This window comes from Microbacterium sp., assembly GCF_047972865.1.
Lineage (GTDB): Bacteria > Actinomycetota > Actinomycetes > Actinomycetales > Microbacteriaceae > Microbacterium.
In genome coordinates this window covers 1-23,037 of sequence record NZ_JBKEAY010000211.1, presented here as the reverse complement: position 1 = coordinate 23,037, position 23,037 = coordinate 1, and the positions used below count along the sequence as shown (strand labels likewise).

Sequence of the window (23,037 nt, the reverse complement as noted above, 5' to 3'; positions counted from 1 at the left end):
TAAAGGTTCAATGTCGGATTGAGCCTTTACGCTATGCGACTTGACCCGAGCGAATCACACCGGTGTAATTAGGGGGATGCCGAACGGCGTCGTATAGGGGGAACACGTCGCCGACGTGGTGTAAGGATGAGAGGTGAACGGCATGACGGGTTACCGTTCGGGCGTTCCCGACAACTGGTTCGTCGATCCGATCAATCTCGGTGTGCCCGGGGTGCGCCGGCCGGTGCAGGGCGACGAGGACACCGCGCTGGCGTGGCAGTCGGACGCACTCTGTGCTCAGACCGACCCCGAGGCCTTCTTCCCGGAGAAGGGCGGATCCACGCGCGACGCGAAGCGGATCTGCTCGACGTGTGACGTTCGCGGAGAGTGCCTGGAGTACGCCCTCCAGAACGACGAGCGGTTTGGCATCTGGGGCGGCCTCAGCGAACGCGAGCGGCGCAAGCTGCGCCGACGCGCCGGCTGAAGCGATTCCCCGGATACGTGCGCGCCCTGCCGCGCCGCCCCACGCGCACCCGTAGGCTGACCCCGTCATGCCCGCCCGTGTCCAAGCCGTCCTCGTCGTCCGCGTCGACGAGCACGTCCCCGTCGACCTGCATCTGAGCCGCACGCTCGCCGCCCTGGCGGCGCAGCGCCGGCCCGTCGACGCGATCAGCGTCGTCGTGTGCGGCTCCGACGACGAAGTGACACGGGTGCTCGCCGACAGTGACGTGGACCACGTCGTCACCGCCCCCCGGGCGACGACGTACGGGCGTGCCCTCGGGCTCGTCGCCGACCGGATCGATGCCGACGCGGTATGGTTGCTCGCCCAGGACACGGCCGCCGAGCCGGCGACGCTGGCGCGACTGGCGGCGGCATTGGAGGCGTCGGCGACCGTGGCGATCGCAGCGCCCAAGCTGGTGCGGTGGGACGATCGCAGCAGGATCGTCTCGTTCGGTGTCACGATGACCCGGGGCGGACGCGCCGCCGTTCTCGCCGCCGGGGAACTGGATCAGGGTCAGCACGACGGCAACGAGGACGTCCTGGGCGCGGACGTGCGCGGACTGCTGGTTCGTGCCGACGTCTGGCGAGCCCTGGCCGGCCTCGACCCGGCGCTGGTCGCCGACGCGGGCCTCGACCTGGGCGTGCGTGCGCGGCTCGCGGGCCATCGAGTGGTACTCGCCCCCCACGCGCGCGTCGCTGTCGCCGACGACGCCGTCGCCGCTCCGCCCGCCGGGCGCACCGCCCTCGACCGGGTGCGCGCCGCCTTCGCCGAGCGCGCGGCCCAGCTGCACCGCCGGCTCAGCTACGCACCGCTGGCCGTCGTCGGACTGCAGTGGCTCGCCATCCTGCCAGTGGGGTTGTGGCGCGTGGTCGCCGACCTCGTCGCCAAGCGGCCGCTGCGCATCGCCCCCGACCTGGCCGCCGCCGTCGTCGTGTTCGCGCGTCCCGACGCCACGGTGCGGTCGCGGTCGCGCATCCGCCGGAATCGGGCGACCGGCTGGTCGCAGCTGGCTCCGCTGCGGATCACGCGGGAACAGCTGAAACAGCGGCTCGGTGCCGATCGCGGCGGCGCCGCGGACGGGCGCGAGGAAGCACACTTCTTCGCGCGCGGCGGCGCGTGGGTCGTGCTCGCGTTCCTGGTGGCCTCGGTCGCCGCCTTTCCCGCGCTGCTGGCGTGGCCGGTCCTCGGCGGCGGCGCCCTGGCGCCGCTGCGATCCACGGTGCTCGGGCTGTGGAATGACGCGGCATACGGCAATCGACCGCTGGGATGGTCCACGATCGGCCCCGCGGACCCGTTCTCCGGGGTCATCGCGGTGCTCGGTTCGCTGTCCCCGTGGGAACCCTCCCGGGCACTGGTCATCCTCTGGATCCTGGCGCTGCCGCTCGCGGCGCTCGGCGGATGGTTCGCGGCCAGTCGGCTCACCGCCAGCGGGGGGCTGCGGGCCGTGGCGGGCATCGCGTGGGCGCTGGCGCCGACCTTCCTGTGGAGCCTCACCGACGGTCGCCCCGCCGGCGTGATCGCCCACCTCGTGCTGCCCTGGCTCTTCTCGGCGGCGGCGGTCGCGCACCGATCCTGGGCGGGCGCGGGACTGGGTTCGCTGTGCGCCCTCGTCGTCCTCGCCTGCGCTCCCTCCCTCGCCCCGGCACTGGTCCTGCTGTGGGTCGTCGCGATGATCCTGTCGGTGCTGTACCGACACGGGCAGGGGCTCGCGAGGACGGCCTGGCTGCTCGTTCCGAGCATTGCCGTGTGGGCACCGCTCATCCTGCACCGGCTCCGCGAGGGCGACCTGTGGTCGTTGCTGGCCGACCCGGGTGTCCCGGCCCCCGTCGATCAGCCCACCGGCCTGTTCGAGCGGACCGCGCGGGCCGCCGGTTTTCCGACCGTCGACCCCGGCGGCTGGGCGAGCCTGGTCGGCCCGGACGCGCCCACGTGGTGGGTCGTGCTGCTGGTGGTGCCGCTGGCGGTCCTCGCGGGAGCGGCCGTGTACACCGATCGGCCCGTCGTGGCGGGGGTGCTGCTGTTGACGGCGCTGCTCGGAGTGACGACGTCGCTGTGGGGCGCGGGGCAGGTGCTGTCGGCGACCGCGGCGACACCGGTCTCGCTCTCGCCGGGACCGTCGCTCAGCCTGACCTGGGCGGGGATGACGGCGGCGGCGATCCTCGCGCTGCAGGCAGTGCCGGTGCCGCGACGCGCCCGCATCCTGGCAGCCGTCGTCACCGTCACCGCGATCGCGGTCGTCGCGCTTCCGTCGATGACGGCGATGACGCGGGGCACCGCCGCGCTGCAGAACGGGCCCGCCAGTACCCTTCCGGCATACGTCGAAGCCGAGGGCAGCGGCGGCCGGGGAGAGGGGACCTTCCTCCTCCGGCCCCAGCAGGACGGATCGCTCGCGTCGACGATCGTATGGGGAGGAACGCAGACTCTCGGCGGGCAGACGACACTGATCTCGGCGGCGACGGCCCCGACGACCGTCGATCGCCAGGTCGCGCGCCTGACCGCCGACCTGTCGGTCGGTTCCGCCTCCGATGTCATCGCGGCGCTGGCCGAGCACGGCATCGGGGTCGTCGTGCTGACCTCGCCGCAGACGGAGACGGATGCCGCACGGGCGACCCGGGCGGCGACGCAGGCCGCGCTCGATCAGCGCGACGGGCTCGATCATGTCGGCGAGACCGGCGACCGTGTGCTGTGGCGCGTCACGGATGACGTGGTGCCTCGGAGGACCTCCGCGGACGTCACCGACACGGCCCGGACTGTCGGGATCTTCCAGGCGGCTGCGGTGCTGATCGCGATCCTCCTGGCCCTGCCGACCGCCCACAGCCGTTCGGCGGACCGTCGTGCCCCCCGCATCGTCGGGTTGAGCGGCGGGCGGGGGCGATGACCGTGAACTGGTGGCACATCGGCGCCCGGGCGGCGGCGCGGACCGTCGCGGTCGGCGTTGTCGTGGCCGCTGCGGCGATCGCTGTGGTGACACCGTGGCCCGCCGTGGAACGCACGCCGATCTCGGTGACGGCGCTCCCCGAGCCATCGACCTCGTTGCTGGCCTGCTCCGGATCGTTGCTGGCACTGGGCCGCGAGGCGACCGAGGCGGCCGGCCTCACCGCGGCGGCCGCGCAGGACGTCGTGGTCGGCACCGCGTCCGGCGACATCGACACCGAGCCGGTGCTGCTCGATCCCGTCGACGTCGTCGACGCGACCGGACCGGCGACCTTCGTCGCCGAGCCGGTCGAGCGCGTGCGGACGGACATCGCGGCGGCGGGCTCGTCGCGGGTGGCCGCCGAGGACCTCAGCGGTTTCGCCGCCTCGGCGTGCACGGCACCGCGGCTGGAGTCCTGGCTCGTCGGCGGGAGTGGCGACACCGGCGCGGCCGACCTGCTCCTGCTCGCGAACCCCGGCGACGTCGCCGCAGAGGTCGAGGTCTCGGTGTTCGGCGGCGCCGGGCGCACGGAGCCGGAAGCCGGGGCGGGGATCGTCGTGCCGGCGGGGACGCAGCGCGCGATCCCGCTCGCCGCGCTCGGCATCGACGAGTCGTCACCGAGCATCCGGGTCACCGCCACCGGTGCGCCCGTCAGCGCCACGTTGCAGACGAGCATCGTGCGGACGCTGGTTCCCGGAGGCGTCGACGTCGTGGGGGCCACTGCGCCTCCCGCGCTCACACAGGTGATTCCAGGGGTGACGGTCACGCGGGCATCCGGACAGGCGGGCGCGAGCAACGCGACCACGGTCGTACGGGTGCTGGCTCCCTCGGAGGCGGCGGAGGCGACCATCGTCGTCCGGCAGGCACGCGGGGCCGGTCGGGTCGTCGACTCACGCACGGTGTCGCTGGCGGCCGCCGTTCCGCTACAGCTCGAGGTCGACGGTCTCCCGCTGGGGTCGTACACGGTCCGCGTCGAAGCGACCGCTCCTGTGGTCGCGGCGGTATGGGAGGCGACCGGGTTCGGGGAGGGGTCCGACTTCGCCTGGTACACGGCCGCCGAGCCGCTGACGGTACCGAGCCTCGCGGTGATCGCACCGGGACCTTCCCCGACGCTGGCCATCACCAACGACGGTGCCGATGACGCCGTCGTGAAGGTGATCGCCGAGGCCGGTACGGGCCGGGTCACGGAGGTGACGGTGCGGGCCGGTGCGGCCACCGGCATCCGGATGCGCGGCGGTGCGGCGTACGCGCTGTCGACCGACGCGAGCGAGGTGCGTGCCGTCGTCGGCTATTCGGCATCCGGGGCGCTCGCCGGCTACCCGGTGAGTCCGGCGGATGCGGCGGCACCGGCGGTGCGGGTTTTGGTCCAGTAGCTCGCGGGTGCTCAGAAACGGAATCGCTCCGGCCCGAGATCCCAGGGGTCTCGGCCGAGGTATTCCGCGGCGGCGCGGAAGACGCAGCTCTCGACGTGCATGCGGCGATGGATGTCGTCGTGACGGTGCAGCCGCGCGAGCCGTTCGATGGGGAGGCGGTACAGGACGATGCGTCCCCGCGTGGTGTCGGCGAGCCACCGGGGGATACTGCCGTCGGTGGCGGCGGGCATGCCCGCCACGTCGAACTGCACGTCGCGCAGTTCCGGCCAAGCCGAACGCAGGAACTCGACCGCCGTGCGAACGGCGAGCTCGAACCGGTCGGCGCGGGTCTCCAGGGGCGGCAACGGCGGCCGCACGACGGCGCTGCGTCCCTCGCGTCCGTGCCGCCCGTGCCGGCCGGGGCGATGGGAGCGCACCATCGGACGAGGGCGGCGCCTCATCAGGAGGACATCTCAGGCATGAGGCCATCTTAGGCGGCGCGGCCGGCTTAGGCGGCGCGGCCGGTCGGGCGGGGAGGGATGCGGGGGTGGGAGTGGCGTGTCGGGAGGTGGGCACCGAATGGTGAACACCCGGGGGGTGGCCCGACCGGCGGCGCGGCGTACCGGCGGTGGCCCGCGGCGCCGGTACCGTGATCGTGATGCGCGAGAGACTGTGTTCCAAGGTGGGCTGTTCCCGGGAAGCGGTGACCACCCTCACCTTCGACTACGGCGACCAGATGGCCGCCATCGGGCCGCTGGGGGGCGGCGACGATCCGCACGCCCACGACCTGTGCGCGTCGCACACCGACCGGTTGTCGGTGCCCAAGGGTTGGATCGTGGTGCGCCACGAGACCCTGCGGACCTGACGTGGCCTCAGCGCTCCGGGAACCCCCGGGGCGCATCGGCGGTACCGGTCACCAGCGCGTCCACGCGCTGCTGCTGCAGCGTCAAAGCGGCGTACTCGCGCTCGCGCCGCAGCGCGACCACACCGCGCAGGAACGTCTCCGGGTCGGCCGGCGGCACCGGCGAGACGAATGGGCGCGCCTCGGCTGCGATGCGCTCAGCGGCCCGTGCCCGGGCTGGCGGATCCAGCGTCGCGGCCCCCCGCACGAACTGGCCCGCCCGTCGGGCGAGTCGGTCGGGCAACGGTCCGATGTCGGCCACCTGCGCCCAGCCGGCCAACGCCGCAGGGATTCCTCCGGCGGGCGGGGGAAGGCGCGGCGCCCGCGTGCGTTCGGCGTAGGTTCCGGCGATGAGGTCGCCCAGGCGCTGCGATCGCGGCGTGAACGCCCCCACGACGCCGGCGATTCCGCCGAAGGTCATCCAGACCTCCAGCACCCCGACCAGCGCGCGGATGAACGCCTGGCGAAAACCGGATGCCCCGCCGTCGGTGCGGACGATCCTGGCGCCGACGGCGAGTTTGCCGACGCTGCGGCCTCGGGTGACGGTCTCGACCGTGGTCGGGAGGATGACCGTGATGAACACCATCAGTGAGATCACGATGATGGTGGTCACTTCCGCGACGGCGAAGATGCTCTCGTCGACCCAGAGGATGACGGCGATGAACAGCAGGGCGAAACCGATCGAGACCGCGATGTCGATGGCCGTGCCGACCACGCGCATGAAGTAGCCGACCGGCTGCACATCGAGGGCGACGGCTTCGCCGGTGAGGATCTCATCCTGGGCGATCTGGGCCAGCGGTGGAGCGCCGGCGGATGCGGGTACGGAAGAGACCATGGGTACAGTGAAACACATGGACCTTGACGCGCTCTCCGCCGCGCGCAGCGCCGAGTGGGAACGACTCGACACGCTCGGTCGCGTCCGCCGCCTCTCCGGCGCGGAGGCCGACGAACTGGTCGAGCGTTACCGTGCCGCCTCCGCGGACCTGGCCGACATCAAGACATCCGCGGGCCGCAGCATCGAGGGCGACCGGTTGTCGACGCTGCTGGCCCGGGCCCGGCTTCGGCTGACCGGAACGTCCGACTCGGTCCTGCGCCAGATACCGCGCTTCTTCGTGCTGCAGCTGCCGGCGGCGCTGTACCGTCTGCGGTGGACCACGCTGGTGATCGCGGTCGCCTTCGTCGCCATCGCGACCCTCGCCGCCGTGTGGATCTCCCGCGACGCTCAGGCGCTCGCCGCGCTGGCGCCCCAGGCGCAGCTGGAGCATTACGCCGACACCGAGTTCGCGGAGTACTACAGCGAGAACCCTGCGGCGGTGTTCGCGGGCACGGTGTGGACCAACAACGCCTGGATCGCCGCGCAGTGCGTCATGTTCGGCATCACCGGCGTGTGGCCGCTCATGGTCATCATGCAGAACGCCGTGGGGATCGGCACCGCCGGCGGCGTGCTGTTCGCGTTCGACCGGGGTGACGTCTTCCTGCTGTACATCGCCCCCCACGGGCAACTCGAACTCACCTGCATCTTCGTGGCCGCCGCCGCCGGCCTGCACGTGTTCTGGGCCTGGGTGGCGCCCGGCCCCCGCAGCCGCGCCCACGCGCTCGCCGAGGCCGGCCGATCGCTGGCGACGGTGGCCATCGGCCTCGTGTTCGCCCTGGCCGTGGCTGGGATCGTCGAGGGCTTCGTCACGGCGCAGCCGTGGCCCTGGCCGGTCAAGATCGGGCTCGGCACCCTCGCGTTGGCCGCCTTCCTGGTCTACATGCTCGTCGTCGGGCGCGCCGCGGCCCGGCAGGGGGAGACCGGCGACCTGACCGAGTACGAGGCGGGAACCCCGCGGTTGGTCGTCGGCTGACGCACCCGCGAGGTCACGCCGCTCACAACAGCCCGTTCGCCTTCAGCGCCAGAGAGCGGTCGGCGACGCGCGGCGGCAACTCGTCCGCGGGCGCCGTGATCGCCTCACCGCTGGCGCGCCGGACGGCCGCGGCGACCCGCTCGGCGTCGCGCGCCGCCCGTTCCTGAGCCGCGTCCAGGTACACGTCGTCGGCGACCGCGCCCGCGGGAGGTCGTTCGCGCAGGTCGGTGGCCGTCCCCACCAGCACGTGCGTGTCGCCACGCATCGCCGCGAAGGACCCGAGGAAACCGCGCGCCGCATCCGGGGAGTCCTGCGCGGTCAGCAACACCACGAGGGACGGGCGGGACGTCAGCGTCGCGATCTGGGCGATCGCGGCGGTCCAGTCGGTGTCGATCAGCTGCGGTTCCACCGGGGCCATCGCCTCCACCATCGCCGGCAGCAGTCGCGCGCCGTCGGTGCGGGTCACCCTGCCACGCAAGAGGCGGTCGAACAGGATGAGGTGGATGTGGTCGCCGGCGCGCGCGGCGAGCGCGGCCAGGAGCAGCGAGGCCTCCATGGCCGCATCGAGGCGCACGCCATCGCCCACGCGGGCCGCCGAGGTCCGTCCGGTGTCGATGACGATGACGACGTGGCGGTCGCGCTCGGGGCGCCACGTGCGCAGCATGGTGGTGCCGGCGCGGGCGGTGGCGCGCCAGTCGATGGAACGTACGTCATCCCCGCGGACGTACTCGCGCAGGCTGTCGAACTCGGTCCCGGCCCCACGCACCTGCACGCTGGTGTTGCCGTCGAGCTCGCGCAGCCGGGCGAGCCGCGAGAGCAGGTGCCGCCGGGAACGGAACGGCGGGAGCACCCGCAGCGCACCCGGCGCCTCGAGGGCCGCCTGCCGGCCCGCGAGACCGAACGGCCCGAACGTGCGAATGGCCACGAACCCGGTGCGCAGCTCCCCCCGGCGCCGCGGATGCAGCGGGATGACGACCGCGCGGCGCTCGCCGGGCGGGATCGTCACCTGCGGCCGGGCGGAGGGGGCTCCCGCGGTGGGTTGCCAGCCGTCGCGCACCCGGCCGCGGAGGATCCGTGCGCCGGTGTTGTGGAGTAGCAGCCGCGTGGTCACGCGCTCGTCGCGCAGGGCGCGGGCCGGGATGTCGCGTTCGACCCGCACCGCTTTCGGGTCGGCGGACTGCGCGATGTCCACACCCGCCACCAGAACGCACAGGGCGAGCCATCCGCCGGTCACCGCCCACGCGGGAACGCCCGCCGCCGACAGCAGGACGACGGGCACGACGCCCAGGCCGATGACGAGGGCGAGACGGCCGGTCAGGTGCATGATCAGATCGGGACGCGGGTCTGCTGGACCACGGAGGTCAGGACCGCGTCGACCGAGACGCCCTCCAGTTCCGCTTCGGGCCGCAGCCGCAGCCGGTGCCGCCACGTCGGGACGAGCATCGTCTGCACGTGGTCCGGGGTGATGGCCGGGTATCCGCCGAGCCACGCCCACGCCTTCGCGGCCGCCAGCAGCGCCGTCGAGGCGCGCGGGCTCGCGCCGAGCTGGACCGAAGGGGCCTGCCGGGTGGCGCGGGCGAGGTCCACGACGTACCCCAGCACGTCCTGGGATGCCGTGACTTCGGCAACGGCTCGCTGGGCGTCACGGATCTCTTCGGCGCCGACGGTGGGCTGGACCCCGGCCGTGTCGAGGTCGCGCGGGATGAAGCCGTCGGCGTGGCGCCGGAGGACATCCAGTTCACCCTCGCGCGAGGGTAGGTCGATCACCAGCTTCAGCAGGAACCGGTCGAGCTGTGCTTCGGGGAGCGTATAGGTGCCCTCGTGCTCGACCGGGTTCTGGGTCGCGGCGACCAGGAACGGTTCCGGGAGGGGACGGGTGACGCCGTCGGCGGACACCTGCCGCTCTTCCATGGCTTCCAGGAGCGCGGCCTGCGTCTTGGGGGGCGTGCGGTTGATCTCGTCGGCGAGCAGGACGTGGGTGAACACCGGACCGGCGCGGAACTCGAACTCGCCGGTGCGCGCGTCGTAGACGAGCGAGCCGGTGACGTCTCCGGGCATCAGGTCGGGCGTGAACTGGACGCGCGTGGTCTCCAGACCGATCGCTCTGCTGAATGCGCGCACCATCAGCGTCTTGGCGACGCCCGGGACGCCCTCCAGCAGCACGTGGCCACGGGCCAGGAGCGCGATCAGCAATCCGGTGACCGCGCCGTCTTGCCCGACGACGGCTTTGCCGACTTCGAGGCGGACGCGGTTCATCGCCGATCGCAGATCGGTGTCGGCCGGGTGGGTCATGACGGGTTCCTTGCGGGTCGGGAGCCGGCCGTCCGGGCAGGCTCGTGTCGGTCGTCGACGGCGGGCGCGCTACGCGCCATTCGTGTTCGTGGGCGGTCTGTCGGGGCGTACGACGTGGGTGACGGTGTTCTCCAGGGATCGCAGCCGATCGGCCAGATCGACCAGGTCGCGATCGGTGGGCACCGGGTCGGTGAGGAGGATGCCGCGGATCATGCCGGCGTCGGCACCGAGTCGTGCGGCTGCCGCGTCGGAGATCTCGGTCGCGGAGGCCGCCGGGCCCAGTCCGAGCAGGCGGGAGAGGCGGCGGAGCGTGCCGATCCGCACCTGGTCGGCGGCGTGTGTCGGGTCGGCGGCGCGGGCGTACAGGCGCGCGCGGCCCTCCGTCGTCTCGGCGGTGCGCACCGTGACGGGCAGGTTCTCGGCCACCAACGGGCCGAACCGGCGCCCGCGCCACACCGCCGCGGCGATGCCCGACAGCAGCAGCAGGATGATCGCCGGCGTGACCCACGCGGGGGTGAGTTCGGCGAGCGTGGGTGGAGCGACGACGTCGGCACTGTCGCCGATGCTCGGCAGGTACCAGACGACACGGGCGTGCCGGCCGAGCAGATTCACCCCGAGGGAGGCGTTGCCGTCGGTGGCGAGGAACGCGTTCGTGATGACGGCGGAGCCGTCGAACGCGACGACGCGGCCGCGGCCCCGGTCGGCCGTGAGGAGCCCGAAGCCGTCGCCGGACGGGTAGCACCGGGTGGCGGAGGCGGGGGCGGAGTAGACGGTGCCGACGGTGGCCGGCCCGGCGCGCTCGGCATCCGGCAGGGCGCACCCGGGCGCGACGGGACTCCCCTCCGCCAGGCCCGACGGCGCGGCGTCGAAGGCGAGGCGCACGTCCCGCGTCTGCGGGCGGAGGAGGACCACGTCGGCGGCGGAGTCGAGCAACTCGGTCACGTCCCGGTCGCTCAGCGGCGCGGTGTCACCGACAACGAGCGTGACGTCGGCGCCGTCGCCGACCGCGGCCTCGCGCCCGGCACGGTCGACGGCGACGGTGACGGCGACGCCGTGGTCCTCGAGGATCTGAGTGATGGCCCGGCTGCCGTCGTCGCCGGGATTGTCGGGGTCGAGCATCCCCTGCGTGGGCATCTGCGCCAGGCTTGAGAAGACGGCCACGGCGGCGCCGATGATGACGATGCCCAGCCCGATCCCGATCCAGGCCAGCGCGGAACGCTCCCGCGTGCGCGTCGCGGTCGTCGCGGTCATGCCGTGACCAGGGGGCTCAGTGCGGGCGTGGCGCGGGCGAGCCGGTCATCGAGGTCGGCGACGCTCCGGTAGCCGTCCGGGGTACCCGGGCGGCGAAGGTAGCGCACATCGTCGAACGTGTCGGCGCCGCGTTCCAGCGCGGCGCGCTCGGCGGGGAAGGCGGTGGCGGCGCTGCGGGCGAACCGGTGCACGGTCGTTCCCGGTTCCGGGTCGATCACGGTGCGTTCCGCGAGAGCGCGCGCGAGTGCACGGAAGCGCAGCACGATGGCGTTGTCCCAGTCGCCGCGTTCCGCGGCGGCGCGGGCATCGGCGCGGATCTCCTCGGACGGGCGCTCGTCGGTCTCGCCGAACAGCTCCAGGGGCGCGCGGGAGCGGGCGACACCGCGCGGCTTGCCCCAGATGACGATCGCCAAAACGATGACGGCGATCACGACGGCGATCGCGATGACCGCCAGCCACGGACCCCACGAGGGCGGGGCATCGCCGGAGAAGAGGGAGCCGAGAAAGTCGCCCACCGCCTGGGCGGCGCGGTCGAACGGCGTGGGCTGGGCGTCTTGGTACACCGCCCGTGACAGCTCCTTCTCCGCCCATTCGCGCGCCTCGTCGCCGTCGGGAGTCAATGCGGGGATCGCGGCGAGGGTCCTCACGACGGCCCCGTGGGCGGGGTCCACCGCGTGTCCGGCGAGGGCTCCTCGGCCGGCGGGGGCGTGGTGGCTGGCAGCGGCGGCGTGGTGGCGACCGCCGCAGGGTACGGGGGCGGCGGCGGGTACCCCGCCGGTGCCTGTCCGGGCGAGGGGGGAGCGGCGGCAGTGTACGGCGGGGGGTAGGCCGCGCCGTACGGCGGAGGGGCGGCGGCGCCAGCGGGCGGGGGCGCGTACCCGGGGCGTGGAGCGGTCGTGCGCGGTGCGATCACGCGGCCGATGTGCTGCCGGTACGGGTCGGGGAGATCGGTGACGCCGTCGTCGCGCGCGTCGACGTAGGCCAGGAGGTCCAGGTCCAGGCCCTCGTGGCGCATCCGGCAGTCGATGTAGATGAGCGCGGTGGCGGTCGAGGAGACCACGATGGCGACCGATTGGATGAGCACGACGATGACCTGCACGATCAGCAGCGAGATGAGCATCCCGATGACGGCCGCCGTCTGGTTCTCCCCGGTGGGTGAGAGCAGACCCCCGAACAGCCCGACCCCCAGGGACACCGGTGTCGAGATCGCCTGGGCCAGGATCGCGAAGGAGACCTGGACGATGAGCCACACGCCCAGCGTCACCCAGAAGCGCCCGCGCGTGAGCGTCCACGAACGGGCGACGGCGCGCCGGATGGTCGTCTGTTCCAAGACCATCACGGCGGGGACGAGCAGGAGCTTGACGGTCAGCCACAGCGTGAGCGGGACCGCCCCCAAGATCACCATGACGATCACCGGCGTCACCCAGACACCGATCGCCATGCCGGCCAGGACGAGCAGAGCGAACACGGCGAGCCCCGCGATGGTGATCGCGGTGAGCAGCATCAGCGCGTATCCGATGATCCGCCAAGCCACCGGGCGCACCCGGACCCACAGTCGGCGCAGCGACATCCGTTCGGAGACGGCGGCGTGGGCGACTTCGTTGACGACCACCGCCTGGACGACGACCCCCACCGCGGTGCCCGCGATCGAGAGGATGACCGAACCCACGACCACGAGGGCGACCGAGCCGGCCGCAACTGCGTCGTAGTCCGGCGACCCCGGCGACATCGTCGCCACGCGCGAGATCGCGAAGATGGCCAGCCCCGTGATCGCGGCGAACGTCAGGATCGCCGTCGCGGCGGTGACCGGGAGGGCGAACCCGAGCAGCACCTTGGGGTTCTGGCGCAGCGCGGTGAACGACCGCCCGAGGATCGTGCCGAAACCGAGTGGACGTAACGGAATGATCCCGGGTCGTGTCGCCGGTTTCCAGGCCGGGTAAGTCGTCACGGAGCGCTCCCTCTTGCTCTCATGGGGGTGGTTCTATCGTGACACATGGGCCGGAGGGGCGATCGGGGAACGTGTGCGCGGGCTCCCGCCGCCGCCGCTGGGTGTCGGTTACGCTGGGGTCGGGCGCGCTGTGGGCGCCCGCATCGGTACCCGAAGAACGAGTGGGTCATATGGCTTCCCGCATCCTCGTCGTCGACGACGACACGGCACTGGCCGAGATGGTCGGCATCGTGTTGCGCACGGAGGGGTTCGAGCCCGTGTTCTGCGCCGACGGGGCGGCGGCCGTGGACATGTGGCGGGCCGAGCACCCCGATCTGGTGCTGCTGGACCTCATGCTCCCGGGGATGGACGGGATCGAGATCTGCAGCCGCATCCGAGCCGAGTCCGGTGTGCCCATCATCATGCTCACCGCGCGGACCGATACGGCCGATGTCGTGCGCGGACTGGAATCGGGCGCCGACGACTACATCGTCAAGCCGTTCAACCCCAAAGAGCTCGTGGCGCGCATCCGCACCCGCTTGCGGCCGGTCGCCACCGCCGACAGCGAGGTCCTCCGCATCGGCGACCTCATCATCGACGTATCGGCGCACGAGGTGCGACGCGGCGACGAGGTCATCATGCTGACGCCGCTGGAGTTCGAGCTGCTGGTGGCGCTGGCATCCAAGCCGCAGCAGGTGTTCTCGCGTGAGATGCTCCTGGAGCAGGTGTGGGGCTACCACTACAAGGCCGACACCAGACTGGTGAACGTGCACGTGCAGCGGCTGCGCGCGAAGGTCGAGCTCGACGCCGAGAACCCCCGCATCGTGACGACCGTCCGCGGTGTCGGGTACCGCGCCGGCGCGGTGGCGTGAGCCCGACCGGAGGCGCACGGTGACCGACGCGACCTCCGCCGCCCACCCCGTCGTCGCGAGTGGGCCGTGGCGGCGCTGGCGGGATCGCATCGTGTATTCCTGGCGGCGCTCGCTGCGGTTTCGCACGATGGTGGTCACGCTCGGTCTGACCGTGGTGACGATCGTCGTGGCGGTCGTGTGGATGGCGCTGGCGATTCAGAACGACCTCTTCGATTCCCGGGTCACCCAGGTCAAGGAGGCTGCGGGGCGTGCCACGGTGTCCGCGCAGGCGCTGCTGGATGCCGCGGTTCCCGAGGGCGACCCGGCGGAGCTGGACCGGCTGATGACCGCGGTCAAGGATTCGATCTCGCGGCAGGCCGCCAGCGACACGATCGCGATGTTCCGCATCTCGGGGGAGCCGTCGGCGATCGCCCCGCAGGACTTCGAGCAGGGCCGTTGGCGGATGGGGCAGCTCACCGACGGTCTGCGCGACACGGTGCGCCGTGACGACGAACAGCAGTGGTGGCAGTCGATCGCCATCACGACCGAGGACGGTTCGACCATCCCCGGGGTCGTGGTGGGGCAGCAGCTGAGTTTCCCGGAGGTCGGCGCGTACGAGCTGTATGTGGCGTACGACCTCGAGTCGGAGTCGCAGACGCTGCAGTTCGTGCAGGTCACGTTGTGGACGGTGGGGGTCGCGCTCGCGGTGCTCATCGGGGCCATCCTCTGGTTCGTGCTGCGGTCGGTGACCGCGCCGATCGCGCAGACCGCCGAGACGAGCGCCCAGTTGGCCGGCGGCGACCTCGCGGTGCGGATCCCGGTGGTCGGTGAGGACGAGTTCGCGACACTCAGCCGGTCCTTCAACGCGATGGCCGACAGCATCGAGTCGCAGATCAAAGAGCTCGCGGAGCTCTCGCTCGTGCAGCAGCGTTTCGTGTCGGATGTGTCGCACGAACTGCGCACCCCGCTGACCACGATCCGCCTCGCCAGTGACATGCTCCACGACAAGCGCGAGACGTTCGATCCGGCGACGGCGCGAGCGGCCGAACTGCTTCACGAGCAGGTGCAGCGGTTCGAGACGTTGCTGACCGACCTCCTGGAGATCAGCCGCTACGACGCCGGATCGGTGCAGCTGGACCTCGAAGCGACCAGCCTCGCCCATCTCGCGGAGGACGTGATCGCCTCGATGGGGCAGCTGGCCGAGCAGCACGGGACCGACGTGCGGCTGGTCGCGCCGGGAGGGTATTCCACCGTGGACATGGATCCGCGCCGGGTGCGGCGCATCGTGCGCAATCTGCTCGGCAACGCCATCGAGCACAGTGAGGGCCGTCCGATCGTGGTGACCGTCGACAGCGATTCCCGCGCCGTCGGGCTGGGGGTGCGTGACTTCGGCCTGGGGATGGATGCGGAGCAGGTCGACCGGGTGTTCGATCGGTTCTGGCGCGCCGACCCGTCGCGGAAACGGACGATCGGCGGCACCGGGCTGGGGCTGTCGATCGCGCTCGGTGACGCGCGCCTGCACGGCGGGGCGATCGAGGTGTGGTCCGAGCCGGGCCGCGGCACCAACTTCGTGCTGACGCTGCCGCGGGGACCGGCCGGCACCGGCGGGTCCTTCCCGGTGCCCACCGGCCCCGGGGACAGCGGGCCGCTGGAGGATCTCGGTCTCGCGGCCAGCGTCATCCTTCCGGCCCCCGTGAACGGACGGGAATCGTGAGTGCCCGTCGCGCCGCCGTCACGGCGATGGTCGGGGCCCTGCTGGTGGTGCTGCTCACGGCGTGCGCGGGGCTGCCGGTGAGCGGCCCGGTCACGGCGGGCGGACCGATCGCCGACGATGACCGCGCTCAGCCGGACTTCTCGTTCGTGCCGGACGGCCCCTCCCCGGAGGCCACGCCGGAGCAGATCGTCGAGGGGTTCATTCTGGCCGCATCCGGTTCGCGGGACAACTGGCGCATCGCGCGGGAGTTCCTCGCCACGGACTATCAGGACCAGTGGCAGCCCGGGACGGGGGTGATCGTGTACACCCCCGGCACGCGGTCCGCGGTGCGTCGGGCAGGCGAGGCCGAGTTCGAGCTCACGGTCACGACGGAAGCGACCGTGGACGCGTCCGGCGTGTACACGGTCGCGTCCGATCGCGACGTCTCGCTGTCGTACCGGTTGGCGGAGGACGACGACGGACAGTGGCGGATCACCGCGGCGCCGGACGGCATCGTGCTCGACGCGAACCGGTTCGCGTCGGTGTTCGCCGCCTACTCGTTGATGTTCTTCGACCCGAGCGGCGAGTACCTCGTCCCCGACGTACGGTGGTTCCCGGTGACGAACTCGGCCACCAGCATCGCCGTCGCTCTCGTGGACGGCGGGCCCAGCCCGGCGCTGGCCGACGCCGTGCGCACTGCGTTCACGGATGCGGCTCGGCTGGAGCGCTCCGCAGTGCCGGAGCGTTCCGGTGTCGCCGAGGTGGCACTGCAATCGGGCGCGCTGGACCTCGACCAGCGCGTGCTGGACCGCATGCAGACGCAGTTGACGGCGAGCCTGGCCACCGCGGGCGTCCAGGGTGTCGAGATGGTCGTGGACGGTGCCCTGCTCCCGGCCACGGGCGTCCAGACGCGCAGCACGCGGGTCGATTCCCGCGCGTTGGTGAGCGCCGGCGGCGAGTTCGGCTTCCTCTCCGTCGACGAGGTGGAACCGATCGGCGAGCTGTCCGCCGCGGTCAGCGCCCACGAACCGACCGCTGTTGAGATCGATGCCGAGGGGCGGGATGCCGCCGTGCGCACCGCCGACGGAACGGTCGTGCGGGTCTCCGCCGACGGCGGGCAGACGTGGCAGCTCGACGATCGACCCGGACTGATCCCACCGACTCTGGACACGTGGGGGTGGGTGTGGTCCGTTCCCACGGACGATCCCGCGGCGGTCGTGGCGTATGACGCGGCGGGTGCGCCCCGTCGCGTGGAGGGGGCGTGGCCCGGCGCGACTAGGATCGCCGCGATGCGCGTGTCGCGCGATGGGGCGCGGGTGGCGGCACTCGTGCGTGATGGCGAACGGTACGCGGTCTGGGTGTCGGCGATCGCGCGTGACGACGAGGGTGCGCCGGTCGAACTGGGTGACCGCACGGTGATGGCGACGCTCGACGGCGACGGCGTCGCGCTGTCGTGGCTCGGATCGTCGCGTGTGGTCGCGGTGACCATGACCGATTCGGAAGCGGTCGTGACCGAGCAGGGATTCGGGGGCACGGGGGACCGGTGGCGCGTCCCCGCTGAGGTGGTCGCGGTCGCGGGCGGAAATCAAACCGGGTCGGTGCGGCTGCTCACCGCGACCGGCGACCTCTACCAGCAGGTGAGCGGCTCCTGGAGCCTGGAGAAGGCCGAGGTGTCGGTGCTGGGGATGCCGCGCGGCCTGCCCCGCTGACTCCTCCACACCCTCGATCGTCACCCGCGTTTCCCACGGGCGTGCTTCGGTGTGCCCGCGGCCGACCGCGGGCCGGAATCCTGGCGGCATGACCGTTCGACTGCCCCCGGCGTTGTCGCAGGCGCTGGCGCTCGTCTTCCCGGTGTCGTGCGCGGGCTGCGACGAGCCCGACGTGGAACTGTGCGCCGGGTGCCGTGACCGCTTGGTGGGTGCGCGGCAGGTCCGCCGGCTTCCCTCCGGGCTGGAGGTGCACAGCGCCGCCGTGTTCACGGGGGTCGTGGCGCGCGTTCTGCGCGCGTTCAAGGAGGAGGGACGTACCGCGCTGGCGCGTCCCCTCGGCGAGGCGCTGGCGACGGTCGTGTGCGACGACGCGGTCGTGGTCGCGGTGCCGTCGTCCCGGGCGGCACTGCGCCGGCGCGGGCACGCGGTCGCCGAACTGCTGGCGCGACGCGGCGGGCTGCGGCCCGCCCGTGTGCTCCGGTCGGTGCGGTCGACCGCCGACCAGCGGGGTCTGCGGCGCCGTGAGCGCGCCGAGAACGTCGCAGGAAGCCTCGAGGCGGTGCGCATCCGCGGCGCCCGCGTCGTGATCGTCGACGATGTCGTGACGACGGGGGCGACCCTCGACGAGGCGGCGCGCGCGCTTCGCGCCGCCGGTGCCGAGGTCGTCGGGGCGGCCACGGTGGCGGCGACCGTGCGCACTGATCGCATCGGCGACTCATCGGTGATTCATCGGTGACAGGACCGGTCTGCGGGGCTAGCGTGGGGGGAACATGAGGCGACTCGAAGGTCCGCCCTTGACCGGGTGGACCGGAATAAGGAGGTCAGGGATGGAAACCAGCATCGTCGGCGTGGGCGTGAGCATTTCGGATCGTTTTCGCGCCGTCACCGAGGAGAAGTCCGCCCGCGTCGAGCATCTCGCCCCCCGGGCGCAGCGGCTCGATGTCAAGGTCACCCACCGCGCGTACCACAACGGCAGGCGCGAGGAGGAGACGGTGGAGTTGACTCTCACCGGCAAGGGCCCGATCGTCCGGGCCGAGGCGGTGGACGGCGACAAGTTCGCCGCTCTCGATCTGGCCGTCGACAAACTCGCCGAGCAGTTGCGTCGCGCCAAGGACAAGCGCGTCGATCTGCGTAACCACCCCCGGGGTGCGAAGCTCGAGAAGGGCAGCGGCACCATCACCGGGATCGACGTCAAGCCGGCGACCGCGGACATGATCCGCGCCGTGTCCACCGGCGAGATCCCGCTCATCACCGGCAACGAGGACGAGGAGGGCTACACCCCCGTCGTCATCCGCACGAAAGAGTTCGACGCCGAGTGGATGTCGGTCGAAGAGGCCGTGGACCGCATGGAGCTGGTCGGGCACGACTTCTTCCTGTTCATCGACGTCCGTACCGACCGCCCCAGCGTGGTCTACCGACGCAAGGGCTGGGACTACGGGGTGATCTCGCTGACCACGACGGCGGCCCCCGAGGAGGAGCTGGCGTCCTCACGCCCTGACCGCACCTGCCCCGCGAGACGACAGCCGCGTCGTCGAGACGACCCGCATGACGCGCTGTCTCGAACCGGCGACTGTCGTCTCGCGGTTCGGGGGTGCGTCAGTCGAAGATGCCGTCCAGGATGCTGCCGATCACGAGGCCGCCGAGGATGCCGCCGGCCAGTCCGTTCCCGCCGCCGCCGTAGCCGCCTCGGCCGCCGCCCCACCCCTGGTCGGGCCGCGAGGAGTCGATGTCGCGCTGAGCCAGCTGCAGCGCCTCGGCGGCGAGCTGGCCGCAGCGGCGCGCGTCGGCCAGAACCCGCTCCCGGTCGTCTTCGCCGACGGGGCCGGCGGGCAGATCGAGCCGGATGCGCTCGGCCTCCGCGAGCCGGGTGCGTGCGTCGGCCCCGATCCAGCCGCGGTGACCGGCGATGACGCTGCGGGCGACACCGAGCTGACGGTCGGCGTCGTCGACGGCGTGCCGCACGTGCGCCTCGGGGATCACGGGGCGCGACGCGCGCTCGCGGGCCGCCTGGACCGCCGTGTCCAGTGCCGCGTTGGCTGCGCGGAGCCCGGTCAGCTCCGTGAACGGATCGGGCCGGTCACCGGCGGGCGTCAGCGTCCCCAGCGCCGTGTCGAGTTCGGCGGCGGCGCGTGCGACAGCCGGGCTCGACAGGAACGGGCGCGCGGCGACGAGGTCCTCCCGGGAGTCGTCGACGATCGCGGCGAGTGTCGTCTCGGCGCGCAGCGCCTCGATCTCGTAGGTGTCCACGGCCTCGACCAGGGTGTTCGCGCGTCGCGTCGCCTCGATCGCGGTCTCCAGGGCCAGATTGGCCTGCTCGCGTTGACCGTCGCCGCGCCGGCGGGTGGAGACGTCTGCGCCGTGTTCGGCGAAGTCGAGCAGTTGAGCGGCCTCGGCCGGGTTCCCGTCGATCTTGTGGAGCGCGGTGGCGGAGTAGCGTGCGCTCAGCCGGGTGAGGGTGGCCTCGAGCTCGGGAATCCGTTCGCGCATCCGCGCCACGTCGCGCTGGATGCCGTCGATGATCTCGGGAGCGCGACGCGCGCGGGCGATGGGTGCGGCGAGCGCTTCGGTGCGGTCGTCCAGCAGGTCTTCGGCCCACTCGCACAGTTGCACGATGCGCGCATTGCGGGTGCGGAGCTCTTCGGGTGTGTCGGGGATGTCGTCGTGGTTGAGCTGGTGCAGGTGGAACGCCTCGGCCAGGTGAGTGCGCACGGCCGCGAGGGCCTCGCGGAGGGGCTCGGTGGCCTCGTGTCCCAGCTCGATCTCCGCGTAGGCGAGTTCGTCGGAGGTCGTGCGGATGCGCTCATCGGCCTCGATGAGCACGGTACGGGCCTGCGTGCTCAGTTCGGTGTCTTCCGCTACGCGCTGTTCGCGTTCTCGTTTGCGCTTGCCCCAGAAACCGGCCATGTCACGATTCTAGGCTCCGCCTCGCCGCCGCCGCGTTCCGGTGTTACACAGGTCACGGACGGATAACATGGCTACGTGTGCCTGCGCGCGCGGGCGTGCCTGTCCGACCGACGACGGCACCTGACATGAGGAGAACTTCGTGGCCAATCCCCTCGAGAAACTGCTTCGCGCCGGCGAAGGGCGCGTCCTGCGGCGCCTGAAACAGGTCGCCAAGGCGGTCAACGCGCTCGAAGAGGAGTACGGGCACCTCACCGACGAGGAGTTGCGCGGCGAGACGACGGAGCTGCGCGCCCGCTACGAGGCGGGGGAGACCCTCGACAAGCTCATGCCGGAGGCCTTCGCCGCCGTCCGCGAGGCGGCCAAACGAACGCTGGGTCAGCGTCCCTACGACGTTCAGGTCATGGGGGGAGCCGCCCTGCACCTCGGCAACATCGCCGAGATGAAAACCGGCGAGGGCAAGACCCTCACGGCGACGTTCGCGGTCTACCTCAACGCGATCCCCGCCCGCGGGGTGCACGTGATCACCGTCAACGACTTCCTCGCCGGCTACCAGTCCGAACTGATGGGCCGCGTCTACCGGGCGCTGGGAATGACCACCGGGACGATCGTGTCGGGCCAGACCCCGCAGGTGCGCCGCGAGCAGTACAACGCCGACATCACCTACGGCACCAACAATGAGTTCGGCTTCGACTATCTCCGCGACAACATGGCGTGGAACAAGACCGATCTGGTCCAGCGCGGCCACGAGTTCGCGATCGTCGACGAGGTCGACTCGATCCTCATCGACGAAGCACGCACCCCCCACATCATCTCGGGTCCGTCCTCGGGCGAGGCAAACCGCTGGTTCGTCGAGTTCGCGAAGATCGCACGCACACTGGAACCCAGCGTCGACTACGAGGTCGACGAGAAGAAGCGCACCGTCGGTGTGCTCGAACCGGGCATCGAGAAGGTCGAGGACTACCTCGGCATCGACAATCTGTACGAATCGGCCAACACGCCGCTGATCTCGTTCCTCAACAACTCGATCAAGGCCCTGGCGCTGTTCAAGCGCGACACCGATTACGTCGTCATGAACGACGAGGTCATGATCGTCGACGAGCACACCGGCCGCATCCTGGTCGGACGCCGCTACAACGAGGGCATCCACCAGGCCATCGAGGCCAAGGAAGCCGTTCCGGTGAAGGCCGAGAACCAGACGCTGGCGACCGTCACGCTGCAGAACTACTTCCGGCTCTACGACAAGCTCGCCGGCATGACCGGTACCGCCGAGACCGAGGCCGCCGAGTTCATGTCGACCTACAAGCTCGGCGTCGTCCCGATCCCGACCAACAAGCCCATGATCCGCAAGGACATGTCCGACCTCGTCTACAAGAACGAGACCGCGAAATTCACCCAGGTCGTCGAAGACATCGCCGGTCGCCACGAGGCCGGTCAGCCGGTGCTGGTGGGAACGGTCAGCGTCGAAAAGAGCGAGCACCTGTCGCGCCTGCTGGCCAAGAAGGGCATCAAGCACGAGGTTCTCAACGCCAAGAACCACGCGCGGGAAGCCGAGATCGTCGCCCGCGCGGGGCGCCTGGGCGCCGTGACCGTCGCTACCAACATGGCCGGCCGCGGCACCGATATCATGCTCGGCGGTAACGCGGAGTTCATGGCGGTGCAGGAGATGAAGGCCAAAGGGCTCGACCCGGTCGAAACTCCGGACGAGTACGAGGCGGCGTGGGACGAGGTGTACACGCAGGTACGCGAACGTGTGGCCGAGGAGGCGGCCAAGGTCGTCGACGTCGGTGGCCTATACGTGCTGGGCACCGAACGTCACGAGTCGCGTCGCATCGACAATCAGCTCCGCGGGCGTTCGGGTCGTCAGGGCGACCCGGGCGAGAGCCGGTTCTATCTCTCGCTGACCGACGACCTGATGCGGTTGTTCCAGTCGGGTGCCGCGGAGGCCATCATCGCGCGCACCAATCTCCCCGACGACGTCGCGATCGAGTCGTCGATGGTCTCGCGGGCGATCAAGAGCGCGCAGGGCCAGGTCGAGTCGCGCAACGCCGAGATCCGCAAAAACGTCCTCAAGTACGACGACGTGCTCAACCGGCAGCGCGAGGCGATCTACGCCGACCGCCGTCACATGCTCGAGGGCGACGACCTTTCCGAGCGCGTGCATCACTTCATCGAGGATGCGGTCGGTCAGGTGATCGACGACCACACCGGCACCGGCCACAACGAGAGCTGGGACTTCGACGCGCTGTGGACCGAGCTGAAGACGCTCTACCCGGTGGGGGTCACGATCGACGAGGTCGTCGCCGAGAGCGGCAGCAAGGGGCGGGTCACCACGGAGGGGCTCAAGCGCGAGATCACGTCGGATGCCGAGATCGCCTACGCCACGCGGGAGGACAAGCTCGGGGCGCCCGCGATGCGCGAACTGGAACGTCGCGTCGTGCTGCAGGTGCTCGACCGTCGCTGGCGGGACCACCTCTACGAGATGGACTACCTCAAGGACGGCATCGGCCTGCGCGCGATGGCGCAGCGCGACCCGTTGATCGAGTACCAGCGCGAGGGCTATCAGATGTTCCAGGCGATGATGGACCAGATCAAGGAGGAGTCGGTCGGCTTCCTCTACAACCTCGAGGTCGAGGTACGCCAGTCCGACGAGGGTCAGGTGGAGGCCAAGGGTCTCACCGCACCGACCGTCGATGCGCAGCGGTTGCAGTACACGGCTGCCAACGATGCCGGTGAGGTCGAGGTGCGCAACGAGCGCGGCCAGGTGCAGCAGGCGGCCACGAGCAAGGTACGTCAGTCGGCGGCGCGTGCCGCCGCTCCCACCGAGCCGGCCGCGCCAGCCGCGCCGGCGGCGCGCGGGGCCTTCGGGCAGCGCACCGACGGTGCGGCGCCGGTGAACCGGGCCGAGCGCCGCGCCG

The 23,037-nt window shown here is 71.6% G+C and carries 18 protein-coding genes and 1 pseudogene; 11 read left to right on the top strand and 8 right to left on the bottom strand.

Annotation, left to right across the window (positions count from 1 at the left end; translation table 11 throughout):
* Nucleotides 1-142: 142 nt before the first annotated feature.
* The 3 genes from ACK5KK_RS12800 (at nucleotide 143) to ACK5KK_RS12790 (ending at nucleotide 4,768) form a co-directional block, all read left to right on the top strand.
* Nucleotides 143-463, top strand: a complete 321-nt coding sequence (locus ACK5KK_RS12800) for a WhiB family transcriptional regulator (RefSeq protein ID WP_416890468.1) — start codon at nucleotides 143-145, stop codon at nucleotides 461-463.
* 67 nt (nucleotides 464-530) lie between these two features.
* Entirely contained in the window at nucleotides 531-3,359 is a 2,829-nt protein-coding gene (locus tag ACK5KK_RS12795) for a glycosyltransferase (protein ID WP_416890467.1), read from the top strand.
* On the top strand, nucleotides 3,356-4,768 hold the full coding sequence (locus tag ACK5KK_RS12790; RefSeq protein ID WP_416890466.1) for a DUF5719 family protein: 1,413 nt from the start codon (nucleotides 3,356-3,358) through the stop codon (nucleotides 4,766-4,768). The genes ACK5KK_RS12795 and ACK5KK_RS12790 overlap by 4 nt, the downstream gene beginning before the upstream one ends.
* A gap of 11 nt (nucleotides 4,769-4,779) precedes the next feature.
* Here the strand turns inward: ACK5KK_RS12790 and ACK5KK_RS12785 are convergent, their stop codons facing one another.
* Nucleotides 4,780-5,208 (bottom strand): metallopeptidase family protein, encoded by a 429-nt coding sequence (locus ACK5KK_RS12785; RefSeq protein ID WP_416890465.1) that lies wholly within the window; start codon nucleotides 5,206-5,208, stop codon nucleotides 4,780-4,782.
* 197 nt (nucleotides 5,209-5,405) lie between these two features.
* Here ACK5KK_RS12785 and ACK5KK_RS12780 point away from each other — a divergent pair, with 197 nt between their 5' ends.
* Nucleotides 5,406-5,612 (top strand): DUF3499 family protein, encoded by a 207-nt coding sequence (locus ACK5KK_RS12780; protein WP_416890464.1) that lies wholly within the window; start codon nucleotides 5,406-5,408, stop codon nucleotides 5,610-5,612.
* 7 nt (nucleotides 5,613-5,619) lie between these two features.
* Here ACK5KK_RS12780 and ACK5KK_RS12775 read toward each other — a convergent pair whose 3' ends face one another.
* Nucleotides 5,620-6,483: an RDD family protein gene (locus ACK5KK_RS12775; RefSeq protein ID WP_416890463.1), complete on the bottom strand. Its 864-nt coding sequence runs from the start codon at nucleotides 6,481-6,483 to the stop codon at nucleotides 5,620-5,622.
* A gap of 16 nt (nucleotides 6,484-6,499) precedes the next feature.
* Between ACK5KK_RS12775 and ACK5KK_RS12770 the strand changes: the two genes are divergently transcribed.
* Nucleotides 6,500-7,495 carry a stage II sporulation protein M gene (locus tag ACK5KK_RS12770; RefSeq protein ID WP_416890462.1) on the top strand — a complete coding sequence of 332 codons (996 nt, stop codon included), beginning with the start codon at nucleotides 6,500-6,502 and terminating at the stop codon, nucleotides 7,493-7,495.
* A gap of 22 nt (nucleotides 7,496-7,517) precedes the next feature.
* Here the strand turns inward: ACK5KK_RS12770 and ACK5KK_RS12765 are convergent, their stop codons facing one another.
* From ACK5KK_RS12765 to ACK5KK_RS12745, 5 genes are all read right to left on the bottom strand, one after another.
* Nucleotides 7,518-8,819: a DUF58 domain-containing protein gene (locus ACK5KK_RS12765; RefSeq protein ID WP_416890461.1), complete on the bottom strand. Its 1,302-nt coding sequence runs from the start codon at nucleotides 8,817-8,819 to the stop codon at nucleotides 7,518-7,520.
* A 2-nt stretch (nucleotides 8,820-8,821) separates the two neighbouring features.
* The gene (locus ACK5KK_RS12760; RefSeq protein ID WP_416890460.1) at nucleotides 8,822-9,787 is read right to left on the bottom strand and encodes an AAA family ATPase; all 966 of its coding nucleotides are present in this window, start codon (nucleotides 9,785-9,787) and stop codon (nucleotides 8,822-8,824) included.
* A gap of 69 nt (nucleotides 9,788-9,856) precedes the next feature.
* Nucleotides 9,857-11,038, bottom strand: a complete 1,182-nt coding sequence (locus ACK5KK_RS12755) for a DUF4350 domain-containing protein (RefSeq protein WP_416890459.1) — start codon at nucleotides 11,036-11,038, stop codon at nucleotides 9,857-9,859.
* A complete protein-coding gene (locus ACK5KK_RS12750; RefSeq protein WP_416890458.1) occupies nucleotides 11,035-11,685 on the bottom strand; it encodes a DUF4129 domain-containing protein in 651 nt (216 codons plus the stop codon). Before ACK5KK_RS12750 ends, ACK5KK_RS12755 begins: the two co-directional genes overlap by 4 nt.
* Nucleotides 11,682-12,986, bottom strand: coding sequence for a glycerophosphoryl diester phosphodiesterase membrane domain-containing protein (locus tag ACK5KK_RS12745; protein WP_416890457.1), 1,305 nt, complete (start codon nucleotides 12,984-12,986; stop codon nucleotides 11,682-11,684). Before ACK5KK_RS12745 ends, ACK5KK_RS12750 begins: the two co-directional genes overlap by 4 nt.
* A 170-nt stretch (nucleotides 12,987-13,156) precedes the next feature.
* Here ACK5KK_RS12745 and mtrA point away from each other — a divergent pair, with 170 nt between their 5' ends.
* From mtrA to hpf, 5 genes and pseudogenes are all read left to right on the top strand, one after another.
* A complete protein-coding gene (gene mtrA / locus ACK5KK_RS12740) occupies nucleotides 13,157-13,837 on the top strand; it encodes an MtrAB system response regulator MtrA (RefSeq protein ID WP_416890456.1) in 681 nt (226 codons plus the stop codon).
* Nucleotides 13,838-13,856: 19 nt separating this feature from the next.
* Nucleotides 13,857-15,530, top strand: coding sequence for an MtrAB system histidine kinase MtrB (gene mtrB, locus ACK5KK_RS12735; protein ID WP_416890455.1), 1,674 nt, complete (start codon nucleotides 13,857-13,859; stop codon nucleotides 15,528-15,530).
* Nucleotides 15,527-17,218 carry an LpqB family beta-propeller domain-containing protein gene (locus tag ACK5KK_RS12730; RefSeq protein WP_416890454.1) on the top strand — a complete coding sequence of 564 codons (1,692 nt, stop codon included), beginning with the start codon at nucleotides 15,527-15,529 and terminating at the stop codon, nucleotides 17,216-17,218. The genes mtrB and ACK5KK_RS12730 overlap by 4 nt, the downstream gene beginning before the upstream one ends.
* Nucleotides 17,219-17,306: 88 nt before the next feature.
* Nucleotides 17,307-17,954 (top strand): ComF family protein, encoded by a 648-nt coding sequence (locus ACK5KK_RS12725; protein WP_416890453.1) that lies wholly within the window; start codon nucleotides 17,307-17,309, stop codon nucleotides 17,952-17,954.
* Nucleotides 17,955-18,045: 91 nt separating this feature from the next.
* A pseudogene (gene hpf, locus ACK5KK_RS12720) lies at nucleotides 18,046-18,705 on the top strand (ribosome hibernation-promoting factor, HPF/YfiA family); the annotation flags it as partial.
* A 109-nt stretch (nucleotides 18,706-18,814) separates the two neighbouring features.
* Here hpf and ACK5KK_RS12715 read toward each other — a convergent pair.
* Entirely contained in the window at nucleotides 18,815-20,122 is a 1,308-nt protein-coding gene (locus tag ACK5KK_RS12715) for a hypothetical protein (protein ID WP_416890452.1), read from the bottom strand.
* Between the two features lie 139 nt (nucleotides 20,123-20,261).
* Between ACK5KK_RS12715 and secA the strand changes: the two genes are divergently transcribed.
* On the top strand, nucleotides 20,262-23,037 hold a 2,776-nt coding region (gene secA, locus ACK5KK_RS12710; RefSeq protein WP_416890451.1), incomplete at its 3' end, for a preprotein translocase subunit SecA.

Excerpts from the sequence above, each read along its gene's own strand:
- ACK5KK_RS12780 (WP_416890464.1), top strand. The coding sequence starts at position 5,406 with ATGCGCGAGAGACTGTGTTCCAAGGTGGGCTGTTCCCGGGAAGCGGTG.
- ACK5KK_RS12770 (WP_416890462.1), top strand. The coding sequence starts at position 6,500 with ATGGACCTTGACGCGCTCTCCGCCGCGCGCAGCGCCGAGTGGGAACGA.
- ACK5KK_RS12800 (WP_416890468.1), top strand. The coding sequence starts at position 143 with ATGACGGGTTACCGTTCGGGCGTTCCCGACAACTGGTTCGTCGATCCG.
- ACK5KK_RS12795 (WP_416890467.1), top strand. The coding sequence starts at position 531 with ATGCCCGCCCGTGTCCAAGCCGTCCTCGTCGTCCGCGTCGACGAGCAC.
- ACK5KK_RS12725 (WP_416890453.1), top strand. The coding sequence starts at position 17,307 with ATGACCGTTCGACTGCCCCCGGCGTTGTCGCAGGCGCTGGCGCTCGTC.
- ACK5KK_RS12790 (WP_416890466.1), top strand. The coding sequence starts at position 3,356 with ATGACCGTGAACTGGTGGCACATCGGCGCCCGGGCGGCGGCGCGGACC.
- ACK5KK_RS12715 (WP_416890452.1), bottom strand. The coding sequence starts at position 20,122 with ATGGCCGGTTTCTGGGGCAAGCGCAAACGAGAACGCGAACAGCGCGTA.
- ACK5KK_RS12755 (WP_416890459.1), bottom strand. The coding sequence starts at position 11,038 with ATGACCGCGACGACCGCGACGCGCACGCGGGAGCGTTCCGCGCTGGCC.
- ACK5KK_RS12775 (WP_416890463.1), bottom strand. The coding sequence starts at position 6,483 with ATGGTCTCTTCCGTACCCGCATCCGCCGGCGCTCCACCGCTGGCCCAG.
- ACK5KK_RS12760 (WP_416890460.1), bottom strand. The coding sequence starts at position 9,787 with ATGACCCACCCGGCCGACACCGATCTGCGATCGGCGATGAACCGCGTC.
- ACK5KK_RS12785 (WP_416890465.1), bottom strand. The coding sequence starts at position 5,208 with ATGAGGCGCCGCCCTCGTCCGATGGTGCGCTCCCATCGCCCCGGCCGG.
- ACK5KK_RS12765 (WP_416890461.1), bottom strand. The coding sequence starts at position 8,819 with ATGCACCTGACCGGCCGTCTCGCCCTCGTCATCGGCCTGGGCGTCGTG.
- mtrA (WP_416890456.1), top strand. The coding sequence starts at position 13,157 with ATGGCTTCCCGCATCCTCGTCGTCGACGACGACACGGCACTGGCCGAG.